The organism is Burkholderia sp. FERM BP-3421 (assembly GCF_028657905.1).
Classification (GTDB): Bacteria; Pseudomonadota; Gammaproteobacteria; order Burkholderiales; family Burkholderiaceae; genus Burkholderia.
The window spans coordinates 1,233,802-1,255,933 of record NZ_CP117781.1 but is presented as its reverse complement, the minus strand read 5'-3'; the positions used below and the strand labels follow the sequence as shown (position 1 = coordinate 1,255,933).

At 68.9% G+C, this 22,132-nt stretch carries 19 protein-coding genes and 1 pseudogene; 12 read left to right on the top strand and 8 right to left on the bottom strand.

The features are described 5' to 3' along the window. Nucleotides 1-729 precede the first annotated feature (729 nt). Both Bsp3421_RS08535 and Bsp3421_RS08530 read left to right on the top strand, forming a co-directional pair. Nucleotides 730-1,752, top strand: coding sequence for a fatty acid desaturase (locus tag Bsp3421_RS08535; protein WP_273998007.1), 1,023 nt, complete (start codon nt 730-732; stop codon nt 1,750-1,752). Beyond that, nucleotides 1,731-2,060, top strand: a complete 330-nt coding sequence (locus tag Bsp3421_RS08530) for a hypothetical protein (protein WP_273998005.1) — start codon at nt 1,731-1,733, stop codon at nt 2,058-2,060. Before Bsp3421_RS08535 ends, Bsp3421_RS08530 begins: the two co-directional genes overlap by 22 nt. A gap of 5 nt (nt 2,061-2,065) precedes the next feature. Here the strand turns inward: Bsp3421_RS08530 and Bsp3421_RS08525 are convergent, their stop codons facing one another. Beyond that, nucleotides 2,066-2,203: an HHHH-motif protein gene (locus Bsp3421_RS08525; protein WP_273998003.1), complete on the bottom strand. Its 138-nt coding sequence runs from the start codon at nt 2,201-2,203 to the stop codon at nt 2,066-2,068. Between the two features lie 477 nt (nt 2,204-2,680). Here Bsp3421_RS08525 and Bsp3421_RS08520 point away from each other — a divergent pair, with 477 nt between their 5' ends. Then, a complete protein-coding gene (locus Bsp3421_RS08520) occupies nt 2,681-3,061 on the top strand; it encodes a hypothetical protein (RefSeq protein ID WP_273998001.1) in 381 nt (126 codons plus the stop codon). A gap of 332 nt (nt 3,062-3,393) precedes the next feature. Here the strand turns inward: Bsp3421_RS08520 and Bsp3421_RS08515 are convergent, their stop codons facing one another. Next, nucleotides 3,394-3,540 carry a hypothetical protein gene (locus tag Bsp3421_RS08515; protein WP_273998000.1) on the bottom strand — a complete coding sequence of 49 codons (147 nt, stop codon included), beginning with the start codon at nt 3,538-3,540 and terminating at the stop codon, nt 3,394-3,396. A 121-nt stretch (nt 3,541-3,661) separates the two neighbouring features. Further along, nucleotides 3,662-5,143 carry a sugar ABC transporter ATP-binding protein gene (locus Bsp3421_RS08510; protein WP_273997999.1) on the bottom strand — a complete coding sequence of 494 codons (1,482 nt, stop codon included), beginning with the start codon at nt 5,141-5,143 and terminating at the stop codon, nt 3,662-3,664. Nucleotides 5,144-5,335: 192 nt separating this feature from the next. Between Bsp3421_RS08510 and Bsp3421_RS08505 the strand changes: the two genes are divergently transcribed. Both Bsp3421_RS08505 and Bsp3421_RS08500 read left to right on the top strand, forming a co-directional pair. Then, complete coding sequence (locus Bsp3421_RS08505; protein WP_273997997.1) at nt 5,336-5,692, top strand: DUF3564 family protein; 357 nt, start codon at nt 5,336-5,338, stop codon at nt 5,690-5,692. A 564-nt stretch (nt 5,693-6,256) separates the two neighbouring features. Continuing rightward, complete coding sequence (locus Bsp3421_RS08500; protein WP_273997995.1) at nt 6,257-6,676, top strand: cupin domain-containing protein; 420 nt, start codon at nt 6,257-6,259, stop codon at nt 6,674-6,676. A gap of 201 nt (nt 6,677-6,877) precedes the next feature. On the opposite strand, the pseudogene Bsp3421_RS33970 reads toward Bsp3421_RS08500, so the two are convergent. Further along, nucleotides 6,878-7,276, bottom strand: a pseudogene (locus Bsp3421_RS33970) (hypothetical protein); the annotation flags it as partial. Here Bsp3421_RS33970 and Bsp3421_RS33965 point away from each other — a divergent pair. Further along, the gene (locus Bsp3421_RS33965; RefSeq protein ID WP_337995282.1) at nt 7,241-7,522 is read left to right on the top strand and encodes a ricin-type beta-trefoil lectin domain protein; all 282 of its coding nucleotides are present in this window, start codon (nt 7,241-7,243) and stop codon (nt 7,520-7,522) included. The pseudogene Bsp3421_RS33970 and the gene Bsp3421_RS33965 sit on opposite strands and share 36 nt — an antisense overlap. 25 nt (nt 7,523-7,547) lie before the next feature. On the opposite strand, the gene Bsp3421_RS08485 is transcribed toward Bsp3421_RS33965, so the two are convergent. Next, on the bottom strand, nt 7,548-8,111 hold the full coding sequence (locus Bsp3421_RS08485) for a GNAT family N-acetyltransferase (RefSeq protein ID WP_273997994.1): 564 nt from the start codon (nt 8,109-8,111) through the stop codon (nt 7,548-7,550). Nucleotides 8,112-8,115: 4 nt separating this feature from the next. Next, complete coding sequence (locus Bsp3421_RS08480; protein WP_273997992.1) at nt 8,116-9,057, bottom strand: AraC family transcriptional regulator; 942 nt, start codon at nt 9,055-9,057, stop codon at nt 8,116-8,118. A gap of 185 nt (nt 9,058-9,242) precedes the next feature. On the opposite strand from Bsp3421_RS08480, the gene Bsp3421_RS08475 reads away from it, so the two are divergent. The 4 genes from Bsp3421_RS08475 to Bsp3421_RS08460 all read left to right on the top strand — a co-directional run bounded on the left by Bsp3421_RS08475 (nt 9,243) and on the right by Bsp3421_RS08460 (nt 16,011). Further along, on the top strand, nt 9,243-9,704 hold the full coding sequence (locus tag Bsp3421_RS08475; protein ID WP_273997990.1) for a (2Fe-2S)-binding protein: 462 nt from the start codon (nt 9,243-9,245) through the stop codon (nt 9,702-9,704). Nucleotides 9,705-9,707: 3 nt separating this feature from the next. Next, nucleotides 9,708-11,897 carry a xanthine dehydrogenase family protein molybdopterin-binding subunit gene (locus Bsp3421_RS08470; RefSeq protein WP_273997989.1) on the top strand — a complete coding sequence of 730 codons (2,190 nt, stop codon included), beginning with the start codon at nt 9,708-9,710 and terminating at the stop codon, nt 11,895-11,897. A 312-nt stretch (nt 11,898-12,209) separates the two neighbouring features. Then, nucleotides 12,210-12,608 (top strand): winged helix-turn-helix domain-containing protein, encoded by a 399-nt coding sequence (locus Bsp3421_RS08465; RefSeq protein WP_273997988.1) that lies wholly within the window; start codon nt 12,210-12,212, stop codon nt 12,606-12,608. 2,095 nt (nt 12,609-14,703) lie between these two features. Beyond that, nucleotides 14,704-16,011 carry a carbohydrate-binding protein gene (locus tag Bsp3421_RS08460; RefSeq protein ID WP_273997987.1) on the top strand — a complete coding sequence of 436 codons (1,308 nt, stop codon included), beginning with the start codon at nt 14,704-14,706 and terminating at the stop codon, nt 16,009-16,011. 250 nt (nt 16,012-16,261) lie between these two features. On the opposite strand, the gene asnB is transcribed toward Bsp3421_RS08460, so the two are convergent. Together asnB and Bsp3421_RS08450 are read right to left on the bottom strand one after the other, a co-directional pair. Continuing rightward, a complete protein-coding gene (gene asnB, locus Bsp3421_RS08455) occupies nt 16,262-18,229 on the bottom strand; it encodes an asparagine synthase (glutamine-hydrolyzing) (RefSeq protein ID WP_273997986.1) in 1,968 nt (655 codons plus the stop codon). A gap of 218 nt (nt 18,230-18,447) precedes the next feature. Next, nucleotides 18,448-19,281: an autoinducer binding domain-containing protein gene (locus Bsp3421_RS08450; RefSeq protein ID WP_273997985.1), complete on the bottom strand. Its 834-nt coding sequence runs from the start codon at nt 19,279-19,281 to the stop codon at nt 18,448-18,450. A 160-nt stretch (nt 19,282-19,441) separates the two neighbouring features. Between Bsp3421_RS08450 and Bsp3421_RS08445 the strand changes: the two genes are divergently transcribed. Continuing rightward, the gene (locus tag Bsp3421_RS08445) at nt 19,442-20,296 is read left to right on the top strand and encodes a helix-turn-helix transcriptional regulator (RefSeq protein ID WP_273997983.1); all 855 of its coding nucleotides are present in this window, start codon (nt 19,442-19,444) and stop codon (nt 20,294-20,296) included. A gap of 128 nt (nt 20,297-20,424) precedes the next feature. Further along, nucleotides 20,425-21,831 (top strand): pyridoxal phosphate-dependent decarboxylase family protein, encoded by a 1,407-nt coding sequence (locus Bsp3421_RS08440; RefSeq protein ID WP_273997981.1) that lies wholly within the window; start codon nt 20,425-20,427, stop codon nt 21,829-21,831. Nucleotides 21,832-22,132: the final 301 nt, after the last annotated feature.

Sequence of the window (22,132 nt, the reverse complement as noted above, 5' to 3'; positions counted from 1 at the left end):
GCCGCCGCACCGCACCGCGCCGCCGGCGGCGTCTCGCGGATGAGCCGCGTCCGGCGCGGCGTTCGTCGGGGCGAACAGCGATCCTTTCATTGACGTATCGGAATAAGCAGACGAGACGATCCGCTACCGCGGATGAAGGCACGACTATAGGCGCGGCGCAGGCGTGCGCCAACCAATGATTTCAGCATTGGTTTCCCGCCCCCGGCGAAAAGCCGCGCGGGGCAGATAAGCAAATGCGAATCGATTGTTTGCCGGCCCGGGAAGGGTTCGATAGATTTTCCGTTCCAACAGACGCGTCGCGCGAGCCGTCGCGATCGTCTGCACTGCAATGTATCGGACTGGAACACCCGTCGCCCATGAACCCCCTCGGATCGCTTCGCCCGACCGATTGTGCGTCGCCCGCGGCCCTGGCCCTGGCGACGGCGCTCGCGCCCTGCTGGATCACCGTCTGGCCGCCGCGCTCGACCGGGTGCGATTCACGGGGCGCGCGCCTCGATCGCCGGCCCGATGCGCGTCGAGGCGCAGGCGATCCGACGGCCCATCCGCGCGGCGGCGCTTCGCTCTCCCGCCCGCGCACGACCATCGATACCGCACCGTGCCGGCCGGATCCCGCCTGCTCGGACGCGACACCCGACGCGCCCGGCTAGCGGCCCATCCGCACATCGCCTTCCTCGACATCCCCGCCCACCTCCAGCCGGCGCATGGCGACCGGCTGCCCCGCTTCGCACCATGGCCGAATACTTCGACGTCGATCACCTGCACGCGATCCGCGCGCTCGACACCCGTCTCGCCGCGCGCACCGAGTGGCCCACCTGGCTGCTGATCGCCGTCATCTACGGCGGCTGGATCGGCATCCTGCTGCTGGTGCGCGCCCACCGCCTGCCGCTCGCGGCCGCCACGCCGCCGCTGATCGTGCTGGGCGCCTGGCACATGTCGTTGCAGCACGAGCTGATGCATGGCCACCCGACCCGCTTCGCGTGGTTCAACCAGCTGCTCGGCTATCCGCCGCTCGCGATCTGGTATCCGTACGCGCTGTATCGCGACTCGCACCTCGAACACCATCGCGACGAGGATCTGACCCGGCCCGGCGTCGATCCGGAAAGCAATTACCTGTCGCACGAACGCTGGGCGACGTTGCCGGGCTGGCAGCGTCGGCTGTGGCTCGCGCGCAAGACCTTCGTCGGTCGGCTCGTCGTCGGGCCGCCGCTCGACGTCGTCACGATGCTCGCGGCGGCCGCCCGCCGTATCGCGCGCGGCGATCTGCGCGCCGTGCCGATGTGGCTCGCGCATGCCGCCTGCGTGAGCGCGCTGCTCGCGGGCGTGCATCGTCTGATCGGCATCCCCTGGTGGTACTACCTGCTGGCCGTGACGTGGCCCGCGCTGTCGCTCGCGGCGATCCGTTCGCTGTACGAGCACCGCGCCGCCCCGCATTCGAAAGCGCGCATCGCCATCAACGAAGCCGGCTTCGTGATGCGCCTGCTGTTCCTGAACAACAACTACCACCTCGTGCACCACGACCTGCCCCGCCTGCCGTGGTTCCACCTGCCGGCGGCGTACCGGATGCGGCGCGATGCGTATGCCGTGAAATGCGGGGGATTCGTGATCCGCGGCGGCTATGCGGAGCTGCTGCGCCGCCATGCGTGGCGACCGACCGACGCGCTGGTGCATCCGCTGCGGCATGGCAGCGTGCCGCTGTCGATGGGGAGGGGGAAAGTCGCCGCGGTCGACGAATGTCTGCAGATCAGCAGTTGATGATCCGCCGCGTCGATGCGCGGGATGCAACGACGGCGCATCCCGGTCACGTCCGGGACGCGAGCGGGCACGGCGGAGAGATTCGTGCGGCGAATCGCGCGACAGATCGCCAAACGAAAAATCAGCGGACCGCGCGCGAAGCTTCCGCGCGGTCCGCATGCCTCAACGACGAGGCGGCGCCCAAGCACGGGCGGCCCGGTTGCGGGGCAAGCCGTCGATCAGGTCGCGACCGCGAGCAGGCGCAGGCTGACTTCTTGCCGCGACATCGCGCCGATTCGATCGATACGCTGCCGTCCCCGCATGCGTGACGACCTTATTTCACCCAGTGGCAGCTGCGATGGTGATGATGGTCGACATGACACTCGCGGTGCGAATGGGCTTCGGCGAGCGCCGGCGTGAGCACGACAAGCGCGACGATCGTCGCGGCCAGCGTTCTTGCGATGCGAATCATGACAATTCTCCGTGAAGGTTGGGCAGCCTGCCATCCAGCTGCTGTCTCGTTAACGCACGGGCCGCGCGATGCGTGTACCTCGCAACGCCTGTTTTAACGATGCTTAATGGTCGCCACAGTCTCCGAGGCGCGGAAAATCTCAATGCTTGACGAAAGCCTGACGGTATCGGCGGTGACGTACAGCGAAACGTAAGCAGTCCGTTCATAAAGCCTCGGAGAAGCGGCTTGCTTTCCCGGGGACGCGTCGACCTTGGGCAGCGGGACTGTGGAATCCAGAATGCCGTCCACTCTCGAAACGCCGCGCCTTGCACCTCATCGACCGGCATGAACACATCGTTCCAATCGAAATTCTGAACAATTGTCATTGATCGATGATCTGAAAATAAAACGATCAACAACACGAAACGCACACAAATCAAAACAAACACATTGAAATTATTCAATAACATTCGTGCAACTCAAACTTATTGAATGTCAATGAAGCGAATTCTGTCGATACTTTTGGCGGCATCCCTGGCGGGATGCTTCGGCATATCCGATCGCATCTCGACGATGCGTGTATTCGGAGGTCAGCCTGTCGAGAAGGCGTCCGTCCAGGTACGTGGCGGCCCGGTGCCGACCACGAGGGATGTTTTGGCGGCGCAGAAGCCGCTTCGCGTCAGCAAAATAAGAAATAATTCGCTGATTTGCTACGATTATCTCCTGAGCCCAAGAGAAGCCGGCGGTCAATCAAACTCCTCGACCAAAACGCAAAATTTCTATGTCGCCTTCAACCTGAAAAACGAAGTTGTCGACCGTGGATACATGGATTGCCACACTTTTGAAAAGAATCCCAACGCTCACTGGTGGGTCGAGTAACTGAACCTGTGCCGCATGCCTGCCATACCGGCAGGCATGCGGCGAGGCGCCTGGAAGTTCCCCCGCTGACAGGGGCATCGTTCAGCGATAGCGACGGGCCGGAACTGCTCATGCCCTTGGCGTCCGGCACGCACCGACTACAGCCCCCCACATCCCGATCTTGCGCGGAAACGCGCGAACGCCACGATTCAGGCGCCCTCGCACGTGTCGAGCATGATCTCGATGTCGCGTCGGAGGCCACGGAATCCGTATCCGGCAGCAGGACCACCTGATGTCGCAGCAGCCGGCTCGCCATCGGTTTCGTGCAGCCGGTTGTGAATCACCACAACCGGTCAGCGCTGCGCCGGCCGTGCGCCTACCTCCGCCTCACACCGCAGGAAGCCGGCTTCCTGCGTATCGGCCCGCACGCACATGAGCGGAACACAGCCGACGTCGGGGGCCGCGAAGGCGAACGGATCGCGCATCATCGGCGTGCTCATGCGCGGCGGCCGGCGCGGACCGCGTCGCCGACGGTCGGCGCCCTTCCCGACCGTCCGATTGAATTCGCCCCCCCCGGCGAGCCATCGGCTGAAGCGCCCGCGAAACATGCCGATCGCCGGGTTACGACTCCACGCTTTCGCGCGTCCCGCGATCGAAGCGCACGACGCGATCGGCGAGCGCATGCGCCTCTTCCAGGTCGCTCATGAACACGAGCGTCGCGCGCGCGGCGGCTTCGCGGCGCAGCAAGGCGATCAGGTCGGCGCGCGCGCCCATGTCGATACCCTGGAACGGTTCGTCGAGCAGCAGCAACCGCGCGGGTTCCAGATGCCAGCGCGCGATCACCGCCTTTTGCTGGTTGCCGCCCGACAGCGTGCCGAGCCGATCGTCGGGGCCCGTGCAGCGAATCCCGAAACGCGCGATCGCCGCGCGGGCGGCGGCGCGTTCGCGGGACCGGCGCACGAGTCCGGCCGGAAACCAGCGCGCGAGGAACGGCAGGCTCAAGGTGCCCGCGAGCGTCGCGCACGGCGTGCCGTCCGGAAACAGCGACGCGCGCCAGCGATCCTCGCCGGCAAGGAACACGCCGCCGCGAATCGCGTCGGCGGGCGAGCGCGGACGCCACGGCGCGCCGTCGAGCCGCATGTCGCCCTCGACGAGCCGCCCCGCGCCGAAGATCGCGTGCGCGAGCCGCGACTTGCCCCCGCCCACCGGCCCCACGAGCGCGACGATCTCGCCGCGCCGCACCGCGAGATCGAACGGCGCGCTGTGCGGATACACGCGCAGCCCGCTCGCGTGGAAACCGTCGCCGGGCGCCGCGCGCTCATCGCGCGGATCGGATTCATCGTCGCGCCCGGGTTTCGCCGCGCGCGGCAGCGTACGACCGATCATCGTATCGATGGCTGCATCGAAATCGAACGGCGGCGACGGGGTCGAAACGATCCGGCCGTCGCGCAGGATCGCGACGCGATCCGCGATGCGCCGCACATCGTGTGTGCGATGCGACACGAGCAGGATCGCGACGCCATCGGCGCGCAGGCGGTCGACCAGGACGAACAGGCGCTCCGCCTCGGACGCGGACAGGCTCGCCGTGGGTTCGTCGAGGATCAGCAGCGCCGGCTGATGCGCCAGCGCGCGCGCAATCACCACGCGCTGCTGCGCCGCCAGCGGCAGCGACCCGAGCGGCGCGCGCAGATCCACCGCGAGCCCGACCCGCTGCGCGAGCGGCGCGGCGGCGCGCAGACGCGCCGCGGGCGTGACGAACCCGCCCGCCGGCGACGTGCACAGGCTGTCGAGCAGTAGATTGTCGGCGACCGACAGCGTCGGCACGACCGTGTCCGCGATCGATTGATGCACGGTGGCGACGCCCGCGCGCTGCGCGTGCCGCGGCGAAGCGGGCGCATAGTGTGCACCGCGCAAGACGAGCGCGCCCGCGTCGGCGGCCAGCACGCCGCTCGCGATCTTGACGAAGGTCGACTTGCCTGCGCCGTTCGCGCCCATCAGCGCGACGGCCTCGCCCGCGCACAGCGACAAATCGACGCGCGCGAGCGCGACCGTCGCCCCGAAACGCTTCGCGACCCCACGGACGGAAAACACGACGGACGACATCGGCGAGCCTCGCGACGGAAAGCAGAGCGCGATCCTAGCGAGCGCGGCGGGACCGGCGAACCAAGCGTTGCTCATATGCATATGCGACGAAATGCGCATGACGTTATTGCGCAGCGCATCTTGCGTTCCGCCCGAAGCTTTCTAGACTGAATGGATCGGCACCATGACGTCTTTCCTACAGGAGACTACGCAATGCGCCTCACCATCAAGATCGATCGACGCGATCAGGCGATGAAACAATCGTTCGCGGTGTTGTGGCTGGATACGGAAGAACAACTGTGGTCCAGGGAGGCCCACCAGGGCATCGATCTCCCGACCTGGGGCAAGGTCAAGGACGTCGAGGGCGCGATCGCGCTGTGCTCGGCGGACAGCGGCGAAGCGGTCTGCCGCCTGCAAGGCCTGTCATTCGACGACATCGCGGCGGTGGCGTGGCAGGGGCGCGGCAAGGCCGTCCTCGCTCGCCAGCAGGCCGATGGCGACTGGCGGCTGCAAGCCGTCGAAACCGGCACCGTGCAGCCGGAAACGCGCGGCTTCACCGTCGTGCGCTGAAACACCGCGCGCCGTCCACGCGGCGCGCATTCGATCCCGCGCCATACATCGCGCGAAACGCAAACGGCGCGATAGAACCGGTTCCGAGCGGCAGTCGCGGGATACTCGCCCATCCAAAGCCGACGCTCCCGCCCGCGCGGGTTCTTCCCCGATGAACCATCGCATGACGCCACCGCGGCTGGCCGCACGTGGCGACATTTCATGCGTGCGCGGTTTCCCGCGACTTCCTTCTCGTCCACGATCGCACCGCCTCGCGCGAAAGTCCCTGTGCGCCCGACGGTCCCCGGCACACGCCGACGTGGGGCCTCCATTCGAGTATCGTTCGCCGACGGGCACCGTGCATCGCGCGCGGCATCACAATTCGCCAGCATGATCGTCTGATTAAGCTGCTGTTAAGGCGACGTGCGTCTCTCTATGCTCGTGGGTGTCGCGATTGTTGCGGTACATCGGGGCCGGACCAGGACCGGCCGCGCGATCCGCCGATCCCGGCGCGGGATCCATTGTCACAGGGAGTGAACCGACCTGACGAGCACATTCAGGAAGATCATCGAAGGTGCGTGGCTGTTGAGCGCGGCCGCGGCGCTGTCCGCCCATGCCGTAACGGGCGCGGCCGTTGCCACCGGCAAGCGGGAAGTCCTGTTGCAGGCGCAGCAATCCTGGAACGGCCTGACCTGCCCGCACTATCCGACCGGCCGGCCCGAAATCACGATGATCCGTCTGACGATCGCCCCGCATGCCGCGTTGCCGTGGCATACGCATCCGGTGATCAATGCGGGTTACGTGCTGTCCGGGACACTGACCTTGCATGACCGGGCGAGCGGCGCGACGCGCGTGTTTCACCAGGGCGACGCGTTCGCGGAGTCGGTCGACGCCGAGCATCGCGGCGAATCGGGCGACGAGCCGACGGTCCTGCGGCTGACCTACGCGGGCACGCCCGGCACGCCCACCTCCGTGCCGGCGGCCGGCGAGAAGCCGGAGTACTGAGCGGGTCCGCGCGAGGGCGCGCGGCTGAACGGCGGGAGCCACCCGTTGAATCTCCGGCGAGGCGGGACAGGCCACGCAAGGCCCCTGCCCGCGCCGTTCGACAGAGGCGTCGGCTCTATCGAACTGCGTGCCCTTCTGGATGAGTTCGATCCGATAACCATCCGGGTCCTCGGGAAACGCGATCACCGTGCGGCCATGTTGCATCGGCCCCGCCTCGCGGACGACGCGGTGGCCAAGACGCTTCGCGTCGAGACACGTCGCGGCCGCATCGTCGACTTCAATCGCCACATCGCCGCGCGCGTAGGCGTGCTTGTCCCAGTTGTAGGTCAGTTCGATCGCGGCTTCCTCGCGTTCGTCGCGACCCAGGGCGCGGAGGCGACGCTGATCGGCGGGCCGCAGCAAAGCGCCGAGGGCCTGTTCAAGGCCAACGGCGCCTGTCTCGCCGCACGCAACGGCTTGGTCGGCGGCACCGCGGCCGGCCCGAATCCGGTCCGCGCCGAGGCCTGCCCGACGCTCGCCGCGACTGAATGCGCCGGCGGCGGCGCGTTCAGTCGCGCGCTGTGGGTGCGGGCGGGCGACGGTACGATCCAGACCAAGCACACCTATTGCCTGACCGCGCCGCAGGCCCGGATCGGCGGCCAGATCGTGCTCGAAACCTGCGTGAGCGGCGCACGCGCGCAGCAATGGCAGGTGGTGCGGCCGGCCGGCGCGAATGGCAACGCGCAGTTGGTGTCGAATCAGAACGGCCGCTGCCTGACGCACGCGGCGAACGGCGACCTGAGCCTGCAGCCATGCAACGCCGCCAACCAGATCTGGACGACCCCGGGCCGACGCTTCGCCTATTGAGGCGGTCCCGCCCGCCGCGTTCCCGTCAGGCCGCCTCGCCCGCCTGGCGCGAACGCCCGAACACATCGCAATCGCGCGGCGCGTCGCCGTAGGCGGGCAGGGTCACCCAGCCCCGGCGCACGCCCTCGTGCACGAAGCCGAGACGTTCGAGCACGCGCCTCGACCCGAGGTTGTCGACGTCGCAGAAGGTCCACAGGCGTTCGAGCGCGGCGCGGCGCCAAGCGCGCCCACCACCGCCCGCCCGCCTCGGTCGCGAGCCCCGCCCCCAGTACGCGCGGGCGAGGCCATAGTGGATCTCCGCCTGCGCCCCGTCCGGCATCGCGATGAACACGCCGATCGGGCCGTCGTCGTCGCGGCGCGCGACGACCCAGCCGAACGGCCCGTCCGGATTGCGCCACGCGGCGTCGAACCAGCCGGCCAGCATCGCGCCCGTCTGCCCGACCCGCGCGTGCGGCTTGCGCCGCAGGAAGCGCGCGCATTCGGGATCGCCCGTGTAATCGAGAAACAAGGGCAAGGCGTCGTCGTCCCGCGCCCGGCGCAGCACGAGCCGCTCGGTGCGCAGTTCGACCCGCTCCGGCGCGTTCGTCATGCGCTCACTCGCCCATCACCGCTTCGCGGCGCCGCAGTTGCACGACGTCGCGCAGCGGCGGCGCGCCGAACAGCCGGCTGTACTCGCGGCTGAACTGCGAGGGACTGTCGTAGCCGACCTGCAGCGCGATCGAGCCGACATCCCCGCTTTGCTGGAGCAGGCGCCGGCGCGCCTCGTGCAGACGCAGCTGCTTCTGGTACTGCAAGGGGCTCAGCGTCGTGAAGTTCTTGAAATGATGGTGCAGCGACGACACGCTCATGTTGACCGTGTGCGCGAGCGCCTCGACGCGCAGCGGCTCGGCGTAATGGTCGCGGATCCACTCGATCGCGCGCGCGATCCGGTACGACTGGCTGCCCGCCACCGCGAGGTGGCGCAGCCGCTCGCCCTGCTCGCTCGTCATCAGCCGGTAGAGCAGTTCCTTTTCGATCAGCGGTGCAAGAATGGGTATGTCGCGCGGAGTATCGAGCAAGCGCACGAGCCGCAGCGCGGCGTCGAACAGCGGCATCGACAGCGCCCCCGTCGAGATGCCTTCGCCCGCCGGCACCAGGTCCGGGTCCGGCTGCCTCAGCTCGGCGGCCAGCTCGACGATGCGGCGCGGATCGAGCGCCAGCTTCAGGCACAGATAGGGCGCGTCCGGCGAGGCCTCGACGACCCGCGACAGCATCGGCAGGTCGACCGAGGTGACGAGCGAGCGCAGATGGTCGTAGCGGTACGCCTGCCCCGCCACCGTCACCTCCTTCGCGCCCTGCGCGGCGAACACGAAGGCCGCGCGCGACACGCTGCAGCCGAGATCGACGGGCGCCGAGCACCGGTAGAACGACAGCGCCGGAATCGCGCTCTGGTAGCGGCCGTCGACCGGCAGGAAACGGCCGATCAGCGCGGCCAGTTCGCGGCGCGCCGCCTCGCGCCGCCCCATCATGTCAATAACCGACAGTGCTTGTTCCATCGCAGTCCCCCCGCATCAGCGGATCCGAGCATACCGAAGCGCGGCCGCCGCGCCGAAGCCGGCCGCCGTGATTTGCAGGATTGTTCAATATTTTTGCAGGATTGTGTACGCGCGCGCGACGCCGGCCGCGCACACTGCCGCGTAGCGGCCGGCGTCCGACCGGCCCTCGTCCCCCTGGAGAACCCATGGCCACCACGTTTGTCCTGAACGGCACGTCCGTCACGCTCGATGCCGATCCCACCATGCCGCTGCTCTGGGCGATCCGCGAGCAGGCCGGCCTGCACGGCACCAAGTTCGGTTGCGGCGCCGCGCAGTGCGGCGCCTGCACGGTACACCTGGAGGGCCAGGCGACCCGCTCGTGCGTGCTGCCGCTCGCCGCGATCGCCGGCAAGCGCATCACCACCATCGAAGGCTTGAAGAGCCGCCCCGCGCAAGCCGTCCAGGCCGCCTGGGTCAAGCTGCAGGTGCCGCAGTGCGGCTACTGCCAGTCCGGCCAGATCATGTCGGCCACCGCGCTGCTCGAACAGAATCCCGCGCCGTCCGACGCCGACATCGATGCCGCGATGAACGGCAATCTGTGCCGCTGCGCGACCTACGCGCGGATCCGCGCCGCGATCCACGACGCCGCCGCCACGCTGAGGGCCTGAGCCATGTCCAGTCAACTCACTCCTTCGCGCCGCACCTTCCTGAAAGCCGCGGGCGCCGGCGCCGCGGTCGGCCTCACGATCGGATTCAACTGGCCCGTCGGGATCCGCCGCGCGCTCGCGGCGGACGCGCCCGCCGCCGCGTTCGCGCCGAACGCCTTCCTGCGCGTGACGCCCGACAACCGCGTCACCGTCATCGCCAAGCACGTGGAAATGGGCCAGGGCGCCTATACCGGCCTCGCGACGATCGTCGCGGAGGAACTGGACGCGGACTGGCGCGACGTGGGCGTCGAAAGCGCGCCCGCCGATGCGAGCCGCTACGCCAACCTGCAGTTCGGCACGGTCCAGGGCACCGGCGGCAGTTCATCGATGGCCAACTCCTGGACCCAGCTGCGCGAGGCCGGCGCCAAGGCCCGCGCGATGCTGGTGGCCGCCGCGGCCGCGCAATGGGGCGTCGATCCGGCCACGCTGAGCACCCGCGACGGCCGCGTGATCGACGCCGTCCACCAGCGCGAGGCCACCTACGGTTCGCTCGCGACGGCGGCCGCGCGGCTGCCCGTGCCCGCGCACGTGACGCTGAAGTCGCCCGACGCGTTCCGGCTGATCGGCCGACGCCCGCCGCGCGTCGACGTCCCCGCGAAAACCGACGGCACCGCGCAGTTCACGCTCGACGTCACCTTCCCCGGCATGCGCGTCGCGCTGCTGCAGCGGCCGCCGCGCTTCGGCGCGACCGTGAAGTCGTTCGACCCGGCCGCCGCCCGCGCGGTGCCGGGCGTCGTCGCCGTGGTCCAGGTGCCGCGCGGCGTCGCGGTGGTGGCGACGGGCTTCTGGGCCGCCAAGCAGGGCCGCGACGCGCTCAAGGTCGAATGGGACGAGACGCAGGCGGAAACGCGCAACTCGGACGCGATCGCCGCCGAGTATCGCCGGCTCGCCGCGCAGCCCGGCGCGTCCGCGCGTCGCGAGGGCGACTCGGCGCAGGCGCTGGCGGGCGCCGCGCGGCGGATCTCCGCGACCTACACGTTCCCGTATCTCGCGCACGCGCCGATGGAGCCGCTCGACGCCGTCGTCAAGCTCAGCGCGGAACACTGCGAGATCTGGGCCGGCGACCAGTTCCAGACCATCGACCAGGCGAACGCCGCGCGCGTCGCCGGGCTCAAGCCGGAGCAGGTGCAGATCCACACGCTGTACGCGGGCGGCAGCTTCGGCCGGCGCGCGAACGCGTGGTCCGACTACATCGTCGAGGCGGTGTCGATCGCGAAGGCGCTCGGCGCGGACGGCACGCCCGTCAAGCTGCAATGGACCCGCGAGGACGACCTGCACGGCGGCCTGTACCGGCCGATGTACGTCCATCGGATCGAGGCGGGGCTGACGGCCGACGGCAAGCTGAGCGCATGGCGGCACCGCATCGTCGGCCAGTCGATCATGGCGGGCACGCCGTTCGCGGGGCGGATCAAGGACGGCGTCGATCCGACCTCGGTCGAGGGCGCGGCGAACCTGCGCTACGCGATTCCGAACCTGTCGGTCGAGCTGACGACGACCCGCAGCCCGGTGCCCGTGCTGTGGTGGCGCGTGGTCGGCAGCTCGCACACCGCGTTCGCGGTCGAGGCCTTCATCGACGAAGCCGCTCACGCCGCGGCCAAGGATCCCTACGCGTTCCGCCGCGACCTGCTCGCGCAGGAACCGCGCATGCGGGCGGTGCTCGATCTCGCCGCGCGCGAGGCCGGCTGGGACCCGGCCCACCCGCTCCCGGCCGGGCGGGGGCGCGGCATCGCGGTCGCCGAGGCATTCAACAGCTTCGTCGCGCAGGTCGCCGAGGTGTCGGTCGACGCCGAAGGCAATGTGAAAGTCGAACGCGTGGTGTGCGCGGTCGACTGCGGCACGGCGATCAATCCCGACATCATCGCCGCGCAGATGGAGGGTGGGATCGGTTTCGGCCTCGGCGCGGCGCTGCACGGCGCGATCACGCTGAAGGACGGCAAGGTCGAGCAGAACAACTTCGACGGCTACCAGGTGCTGCGCTTCAACGAGATGCCGCGCGTCGAGGTGCATATCGTGCCGTCCGGCGAAGCGCCCACGGGCGTCGGCGAACCCGGCGTCGCGCCGATCGGCCCGGCCGTCGCGAACGCGGTGTTCGCCGCCACCGGCCGGCGCATCCACGCGCTGCCGTTCTCCGCGGCCGACCTCAAGCGGGCCTGATCCGCCCGCGCCACGCACGCCGGGCAGCCCTGCCCGGCGTGCGTGGCGCCGCGTGCTGCGCGCACGTTACGTCCCCCCCCCGTTACGTCGACGTAACGCCGCCGTTCATGCTACGTAACACACCTTCAATTCGTTTCGAATTATTACGGCGCCGTCCCTTTACATCCCTCCCCACCTATTCCAAAGCCTTTCAATTCAAGGGCCCTGGCCTGCCGATTCGGACATTCCCTCTACTCCCCGCGAGCTGGCCCAACAATTGCACAGAGTTCCTCGTACCAATCGCAAATCAATCTACGTGTCGCGAGGACCATCATGGATTGCAAATACCTGTACATCGACAACATAAAAATCAACTTCGTGCGCCGCTGCATCGAGATCGACGGCCAGTTGATCTGCATGACGCCGCGCGAATTCGACGTCGTTGAATTCCTGCTCGACAACATGAACAAGATCGTGCCGCGCGCGGCGATCCAGGAAGCGGTCTGGGGGCGCGAGCTGGGCGTGTCGTCACGCACGCTCGACACGCACATCTCGCGGATCCGCGCCAAGCTCGAACTCGACAACGACAAGAACATGCGCATCATCCCGATCTACTCGGTCGGCTACCGCCTCGTGCTGTTCGGCGCGGCGATGACCCATACCGAGGATCACGACGAAACCAGCACGCCGCGCGCGACCGTCCATCACGAGATGGTCGCCGAATGGCACTGAGCGGCAAGGCCACCGCTCGGCCAACCTACGAGGAGGGACATCATGTGCCCATTGACGTTTCGCGCGCTTCTGGCGGGCATCGCCCGCCCGGACGGCCGACCCGCCGCCCGTCAGCCCGGCGCCGCGCGCCGCCCGGGTCGCCCGCACGCAGCGACCCGCCCCGCCGCCGGCCTGCGCCATGCACGGCCGACCCGCGCCCGCGCCGCGGCCTCGCCACGCACGCTGCGCATCAGCCCGCCGCGGCACCCGATCGCCACGCCGTCCGACGGGCAGCCGTCGCGTTGACGGGAATCGCGCGCGGCGGATCGACGCCGCCGCGCATGCGACATCGGTGCGGCGCATGGTCGGGGGGAGTCCGCCCGGTATATCGCATGCATGCCTGCCTGCGTCGTCGTCACCGGTTGCGCGCGGCGCGGCTCGCATTCGCATCCCCGGCGCAGCGTCGTTCATTGACCGGCAGCGGGCCTTCTGCGCATTGATCGAATTCCGTTTGAAGCAGTCGCGATGACCATACGCGTCACGGTCGCGCGTGCCCTTGCATCAAGTCCGCACGCTTCCGGCATGCGCGAACGCCGTGCGCGCACTGGAGCCGGCTTCGGATTCCGGAGATCGTCGGCACTCGCTGCGTCGGCACGACCAGCCCACATGACCAGCACGATGCACTCGCTCAACACGCGCGGACGACGCACGCCGATCAACGTTCACGGCGCGCCGAATGCGCGACCGGCAACGGCGTGCGATGCGATCTCCTTCGTCTGCGTCATACCTCTCGCGTGCGCAACGTGAGCCACGTATCGCGTCCTGCTCCATTCATCCGATCGCGCGCCTCGATAAGCGTGCAAATACGCGTGAAATGACGGCCGGCTCGCGCACGCGTGCTTGAGCGCTTTCCCTTCAAGCTCGATGCGCTCTCCCGACATGCGGGGCGACAGGCTTCGAGCCACGCTCAAGGCACGCAAAACGTGCGGATCGGCAACAGCGTGCGTTGCGATCTCCATCGTCTGCGTCGTTCCTTTTTCATGCGCAGCGCGATCCACGCATCCTGTCCTGCTCCATTCATCCGATCGCGCGCCTCGACGCGCGAGCAAATGCCCACGACATGATGACCGGTTCGCACCTCGTCGTCTTCGCGCGCTTTCCATTCAATTACGGCGCGTTCTCCCGACGCGCAAGGACAACGAACTTCAACGAACGCTCACGACACGTCGTGACATGCGACCGACAACAACGTGCGTTGCGATTTCCATCGTCTGCTTCGCGCCTCTTGCGTATGCAAGCGTGAACGCATCACGTCCCACTCCATTCATCCGATCGCACGCCTCGATGAGCGAGCAAATGCCCGCGACATGACGACCGGCTCGCACCATGTGGCCTTCATGCGCCTCCCATTCGATTACGATGCGTTCGCCCTACGCGTCAGGACGACGAACTTCGACGAACGCTCACGACATGCCGAACGTGCGACCGGCAACAGCGTGCGTTGCGATCTCCATCGTCTGCGCCATACCTCTCGCGCGCGCGGCGTGGTCCACGCATCACGTCCCGCGCCATTCATCCGACCGCACGCCTCGATGTGCGAACAAATGCTCGCGACATGAAGTCCGGCTCGCACACACGCGTCTTGACGCTTCCCATCCAATCACGATGCGCGCGACCGACAACAGCGTGCATCGCGATCTCCGTCGTCTGCATCGTGCCTCTCTCATACGCAGCGTGATCCACGCATCACGTCCCGCTCCATTCATCCGACCGCACGCCTCGATGTGCGAACAAATGCCCGCGACATGACGGCCGGCTCGCGCACACGCGCGCTTTGGTATTTTCCGTTCATCAACAATGCGCGCGATTTCGCCTCGTCGTTCAACCGATATGACGCACGCGCGGACGCATCGCCGCCACGCGTCACATTGCTCCGCGCCAGAGCATTGCTTCGCTCGGCGCAACCGACCTGACAACGCTTCCAGCTTTCGAATCGATCTGGAATCCTCGATATTGGATGGGTCGCTGCCGTTTCGCGCGGATCGTGCGCGAAGGAGGCACGCGACAATGGTCGAGACGTTCACACTCATAGAAACCCAACAACATGGAGCGCACCGTGCATATCAAGAAGAACTGGAAAAAAAAAGCTGCAACCATGCTGCAAGCCGTCTTGGGCGTCACCGCGATTTCGCTTGTACTCGGCATGACCAGTGAATCGGCGACAGCCGCCGTCGCCGCCTGGGCCCCCGATACCTACTACGCCGCGGGCACCGTCGTGACCTACAACGGCAACCAATACCAGGCCACCGTCAGCCAGACCGACTACTCCGCAACCGGCTGGAATCCGACCATGACCACACTGTGGACACTGATCGGTTCCGCGCCCGGCAATCCGCCGACCAACCCGCCCACGAATCCGCCCACCAACCCGCCGGGCAGCGGAACCGGAACAGCGTCCGGCTTTATTTACAGCCCGTACAAGGACACGTCGATCTCGATGAACTGGAACACCAACGCGATCTCGACGAACGTGACCGGTACGCTGAGCCCCGTGCTCTCCGTGCTGCCGTCGGGCGTGCGCACCCTCACGCTCGCGTTCGCGACCGGCGAGTGCGGCAGCGAGAACTGGGCCGGCGTCGGCGGCGCGGCGCTCGCCTCCGCCAACCTCGCGCAGTTCAGCGCGGCGAACGTCAACTATGTGATCTCGACGGGCGGCGCGGCGGGGATGTTCACGTGCGGCAGCGACGCGGGCTTCTCGACCTTCATCAATCGCTACGCGTCGAAGAACCTGGTCGGCATCGACTTCGACATCGAGGGCGGCCAGACCCAGCAGATCATCAACGACCTCGTGCAGCGCGTCGTGGCGGCCCAGAAGCAATACCCGAACCTGCGCTTCAGCTTCACGCTCGCGACGCTCGCGCCCGCACCGGGCTCGGCGACGCAGGCAACGTCGTGGGGGGCCAGCGCGCCGGACAGCTTCAACGTGTACGGCGACTGGGTCATGTCGGCGATCAAGACCTACGGGCTGACGAACTACACCATCAACCTGATGACGATGGATTACGGTTCGGCCACGCCGGGCAACTGCGTGGTCTCGGGCGGCACCTGCCAGATGGGCCAATCGGCGATCCAGGCCGCGATGAACCTGCATGATCACTGGGGCGTGCCGTACAACCAGATCGAGGTCACGCCGATGATCGGCGGCAACGACACGGCGGGCGAGTCGTTCACGCTCTCGGATGCGGATGCGCTGTCCGCGTTCGTGAACCAGAACAAGCTGGCCGGCGTGCACTTCTGGTCGTTCGATCGCGACGCCGATTGCGGACCCGGCGCGGCCTCGCCGACCTGCAATTCGATCGGCGGCGTGGGCGCGCTGGGCTACAGCCTCCGGTTCGCCACGGGTCTCAGCAGCAGCACCAACTGACGTCGCGCGCCGGATGCGGCCGGGCCGGGCCTGACGCATCCGGTACGTTCGTCCGCGGGCCGGGGGTGACGCCCCGGCCCGCCTCGACGGCGCGCCGATCGTCGCGCATGCGGGGCCGGCGCCGACGCAAATCCGGCGAAGACGACCGTGCTTCGCTCGCGGCCCGCCATCCCAGCGCCCGGGCCGCGTCTCGCGAGACCGCGTGCGGCGCCTTGCCGACCATCCGCTCCGCTTCCCGAGGCGCTCCCTGCTACGCGCGCTGCGCGTCGAGCCACGCCTGGAACATCAGCACCGTCCACAACGGATGCTGGCGATTCATCAAGCCCGCCTGATGCTGCCGCCACAGGCGCTCGACCCGCGCCGCGTCGAAGAAGCCCTCCTCGCGCAAACGCCCCGGCCGCAGCAGTTCCGCCGCCCAGTCGCGCAATTCGCCGCGCAGCCAATCGCCCACCGGCGCGCAGAAGCCCTGCTTCGGCCGCTCGATCAGCGGGCGCGGCACGTAGCGGTACAGCAGCTTCTTCAGCAAGCCCTTGCTCTCGCCGTCCGGCATGCGCAGCGCGGGCGGCAGGCGCCAGACGAATTCGATCACGTGGCGGTCGAGGAACGGCATGCGCGTCTCCAGGCTCACGGCCATCGCCGCGCGATCGACCTTCGCGAGGATGTCGCTCGGCAGATAGGTGCGCGTATCGACCGCCATCGCCTGCTCGGCGAACGTGAGCCCGCCGGGCCATGCGGACGGCGTGTCGAGCAGCGTCGGCGGCTCGCGGCCCGCGAGCGTGAGACGCTCGGGGTGATGCACCGACGACATCAGCATCCGGTACAGCGCGATCGGGCTGTCCGCGGTCATCACGTTCGCGAGCTTGTGCAGGCGGTCGCCGACGCGCGGCGCGAGTTCGCGGCGCGCCGCCCCGCTCCACGCGCCCTGCGCGAGCGCGGCGAGCTGGTCCGCGTGGTCGGGACGCAAGGCATGCAGCGCCGCCGCGATCCGCGCGCGCACGGCCACCGGCACGCGGCGCAGCCGCTGCCACAGGCGCGGCGTCAGGTAATAGCGCGGGTAGCCGCCGAACAGTTCGTCGCCGCCGTCGCCGGACAGGCTCACCGTCACGTGCCGCCGCGTCATCTCGGCGACCAGGAAAGTCGGGATCTGCGAGGCGTCCGCGAACGGCTCGTCGTAGATCGTGGGCAGGCGCGGCACGATCTCGAGCGCATGCGCGGGCGTCACGTACAGCTCGGTATGGCGCGTGCCGAGATGACGCGCGACCGCCTTCGCATAGCCCGCCTCGTCGTAGCCCGACTCGTGGAAGCCGATCGTGAAGGTCTGCACCGGCTGCGCGGCCTGGGTCTGCATCAGCGCGACGATCACCGACGAATCGACGCCGCCCGACAGGAACGCGCCCAACGGCACATCGGCGCGCATCTGCCCGGTCAGCGCGTCGCGCAATACGCGGTCGAGGCGCGTGACCGCCGCGTTGGCGTCACCGTCGAACGGCGCCGCGCGGCCTGCCGCGATCACCTGGTCGAGCGACCAGTATTCGCGCGGCGCGGGATCGTGCGCCGCGTGCTCGAATTGCAGATACGCGCCGGGCGGCAGCTTGCGCACGCCCTCGTAGATGGTGTGGGGCGCGGGCACGCTCGCGTGCCGCAGGTACAGGCACAGCGCGTCGCGATCGATCCCGACGCGCTCGAAGCCGGGCATGCCGCGCAGCGCCTTGAGCTCCGAGCCGAACGCGAGCGCGCCGCCGATCCTGCCGTAGTACAGCGGCTTCTCGCCGATGCGATCGCGCGCGAGCGTCAACACGCGCGCGCGCCGGTCCCACAGGGCGAGCGCGAACATCCCGAGCGCGCGCGTCAGGGTCGGCTCGACGCCCCACGCGGAAAAGGCCGCGAGCAGCACTTCGCTGTCCGAATGACCGCGCCAGTCCGGGGCCGCGCCCGCGCGCACCAGCTCCTCGCGCAGCGCATCGAAGTTGTAGATCTCGCCGTTGAAGATCATCACATAGCGCCCGCACGCCGACACCATCGGCTGGTGTCCGTGCGCGGACAGATCGACGATCGACAGGCGCCGATGGCCGAGCGCGATGCCCGCGTCCGCGTCGAGCCACGCGCCCGCATCGTCGGGCCCACGGTGCGCGAGGCTGTCCGTCATCCGCGCGAGGGTCGCGCGCGCTGTCTCCGGGTCGAATGCCACAGGGCTCAGAAAGCCGCTGATTCCGCACATGACGAATATCCCGTTCGGTTGGTATGCGTCGTTCTGGTCGGGGAAGCAGGCGTCGGCCACGCGGACGGGCCGAGGCCCGCAGGCTGACAGCATGGTAAGAAGAAAATAATCGTCAATTATTCGGGTCGGCCAGCCCCCCTTTTTTTACCTGAAAAATATTCGCATCCAGCCCGCCGAGAGACACAAAGCCCGCGACTATTACGCTGCGCGCGCACCGTTCACCCATGCATCCGCCGTGCGGCGAGATAGGCAAGCTGCGCGCGGTTGCGCGCGTTGAACAGCTTTTCGAGCATGCGGATCTGCGCGCCGACGCGATGCGTGGACATGCGCATCGCGTCGGCGATCTCCTGATCGGACAGGCCGCGCACCAGCCGTTCGAGCACGCCCGCCTGCTCCGCCTCGAGCGCGGCCGGCCGGCGCGCGCCGATCCGCGCGTCGAGCCAGGGCTGCGCCGCGCGATGCACGCCGAGGCTCAAGGCGAGCGCGCCGCCGACCACGCGATCGTCGATCCAGTCGGCGTCGGGCAGGGGCGAATCGAGGTTCACGACGATGCGCAGGCCGAGGCGCGGCTCGGCCAGGCTGAACATCACGCCGCTGTGCATCGCATGCGCGCGCAGCAGCGCGGCGAGCGAACGCGCGCGCGGGTCCGCCTCGCGCCGCGCCTCGGCCTCGAGCGCGTCGAGCCGCCAGGCAACCGGAAAACCGCTGCGCCGCAACTCGGCGAAGCGCGCATCCGCGTCGTGGAGCCCTTGCGCCAGGTAGGCGCGCGCAAACGACGCCGGCGCGAACGCGCTCAGCACGTAGGCGCCGAGCACGCGCCGGCCGATCATGTCGTAGGCGCTGTAGCCGAGCGTGGCGAAGCCTGCGCGGCGCAGCCGGTCGGGCGTGTCGGCGAGCGCATAGCCGAAGCAGTCGGATTGACCGAAGACGGAACGGGGCCCGGTAAGAACGGCCGGCGCCTCCGAGGCGGGCCCGGCGGCCGGCGCGCGGCACGCCGCGAGATCGGCCAGGGAAAACCATTCGACAACAGGCAGGCTGTCTGGAGCAGTCATGGACGAGTGCGTTCCCGATACCAATGTGTTCAAGAACCCCGTCATGCGCATGGTTTTTGGCGCACGCTTCGCGGCGGCGGCGTGCGCAGTTAGTATTACCGGATATTACGCGCAAGCCCGCGTGTTTGTACAACCCTGCCGCACCCAGAGGCTGCCTCCGATGTCCGATGTCGTCCTGCGTGAACCCGCCACGGCCGCGCCCGCCGCCGCCGCGCCGATCGAAGTCGTCTGGTGCCGCGACGCGCGCGAGCGCGAGCCGGCGCCCGAACCCGCGCCCTGCCACGCCCCCCGGCTCGGCGTCGCCGACATGCTCGCGCGCGCGCAGGGCGCGGCGGAGCGCGGCCGGATCGTCACCAGCCTGCTGCACCTGACCGGCTTCGCGACCTTCGCGTACTTCGCGCTCGAATACGCGCAGGAGCGCGTCGACGGGCTGTATCTGCATGAAGCGTTCACGCCGGCCACCTATCGCGGCGACTACGTGCGGCACCGGCATCATGACGTCGATCCACGCACCGCGCTCGCGCGCCTGTCGAACGTCCCGATCGTCTGGGATCTGCAACAGCTGCGCCATGCGGCGCAGGCCGACGCGGAATGCGTCGACGGCTTCCTGCGCACCCTGCGCGACGACGCGCTGTGCAGCGGCGTGATGTATGCGATGCCGGTGCCCGGCACGCGCCTGCATGCCTTCATGAGCTTCACCGCGCCGCGCCGCTCGCGCGACTGGATCTCGCCGGCGACGCTCGAACAGACGCTGTCGATCGGTCTCTCCGTGCATCGCTTCGCGTCCTCGCACCTGATCGCCGCCTCGCGCACGCGAGCCGCCGACCGCCTGAGCGCATTCGAGCGCGAACTGTTGCTCGGCATCGCCGAGGGCGCGTCCGACAAGGAGATCGGTCGGCGGCTCGACACCAGCGCGCACAACGTCGACTACCACCTGCGCAAGCTGCGCAAACGCTTCGGCGTCGCGAACCGGATCCAGCTGACCTACCTGACCTCGAAGCTCGGCCTGATCTGAGCGGCGCCTCTCGCGGCATCAAGTTGCAATTTGCAACCACACGATCTAAGCTGGCGGATCCGGCGAGCGCGCGCCGTCGCACGCGCCTGCTGCACGCGCCCACTCCTCCGTCACCTCCGGCTCCCGACATGCACCCGACACTCGCTTCCGATCTCGCCGACCTCGATACGCTGCTTGAGCAGGTGCGCGCGCACGCGCTCGCCACGCTCGCGGGGCTCGACCGCCGCCCCGCGGCGCTCGCGCCGCCGGCCGCGCAACCCGCGCCGCTCCCCGAACAGGGCGCGGGGCTCGCCGGCGCGCTCGCCGCGTTCACCGCGCGCTGGGCGCCCGGCTTCTCGGGCAGCGCGGGACCGCGCTACCTGGGCTTCGTCACCGGCGGCGCGACGCCGGCCTCGCTCGCGGGCGACTGGCTGACGGGCGTCTACGACCAGAACCCGACCGCCGGCATCGACAGCGCCGCGCCCGATCTCGAACGCGAGGCGGTCGCGCAGCTTCGCCAGCTGTTCGGGCTCGGCGACGCGCAGCACGGCGCATTCGTGACGGGCGCGACGATGTCGAACCTGGTCGGCCTCGCGATCGGCCGCGAATGGATCGGCGAGCGCCGGGGGCTCGATGTCGCCGAGACCGGGGTGGCCGCGCTCGGGCCGGTCGCCGTGCTGTCCGCGACCGCGCATTCGAGCGTGTTCAAGGCGCTGTCGGTGCTCGGCCTCGGGCGCGGCGCGCTGCGCGGGATCGCCGCGCTGCCCGGGCGCGAGGCGATCGACGTCGGCGCGCTCGAAGCCGAGCTGGCCGCGCGCGAGGGCGAGCCGGTCATCGTCGTGGCGAACGCGGGCACCGTCAATACCGTGGACTTCGACGATCTCGCCGCGATCGCCGCGCTGAAGGCGCGCTATCCGTTCTGGCTGCACGTCGACGCCGCCTTCGGCGCGTTCGCCGCGCTGGTGCCCGAGCATGCGCCGCTCGTCGCCGGGCTCGATGCGGCCGACTCGATCTGCATCGACCTGCACAAGTGGCTCAACGTGCCCTACGATGCGGCGCTGCAATTCACGCGACGGCGCGACCTGCAACTGCGCGTGTTCCAGAACAGCGCGGCCTATCTCGGGCTGCCCGGCGAGCGTCCCGATTTCGTGCACCTGACGCCCGAGAATTCGCGCCGGCTGCGCGCGCTCGCGTCGTGGTTCGCGCTGGCGGCGTACGGCCGCGACGGCCACGCGGAGATCGTCGCGCGCAACGTCCGGCTGGCCCGCGCGCTCGGCGCGCGCATCGACGCCCAGGCCGGCCTGCGGCTGCTCGCGCCGACGCGCTTGAACGTGGTCTGCTTCACGCTCGACGGCGCGCCCGACGAAGCGCGCGTGCAGGCCTACGTGCGCGCGGTGCGCGATCGCGGCGACGCGTTCATCACGAGCACCGTATACCAGGGCGTGTGGGCGTTGCGGGTCGCCTTCTCGAACTGGCGGACGAGCGACGCCGACGTCGCGCGGGTATTCGAGTCGCTGGTCGCCGCGCTGGACGATCCTTCGGTCGCGGCGCGCTGACGCACTTGCGGCGGTCGCTTGGGCGCGCGCCTCTCGACGCAGGATGCCGCTCCAGGCGTACGCCTCCCGATGCATGACGCCATTTCGCGCACTCGCCGATCAACGCGCGACACCACTTCGGGCGCGTGCCTATCGATGGGCGGTATCGCTTCGACCACGCGCCTTCCGGCACACAATGTCGCTTCGCGCGCGCCTCTCGATGCAGAATGCCGCTCCAGGCGTGCGCCTCCCGATGCATGACGCCGCATCGCGCAGCCCCCCCTCAACTGGCAACGCCGCCACACGTCGCGCTGACAACGCC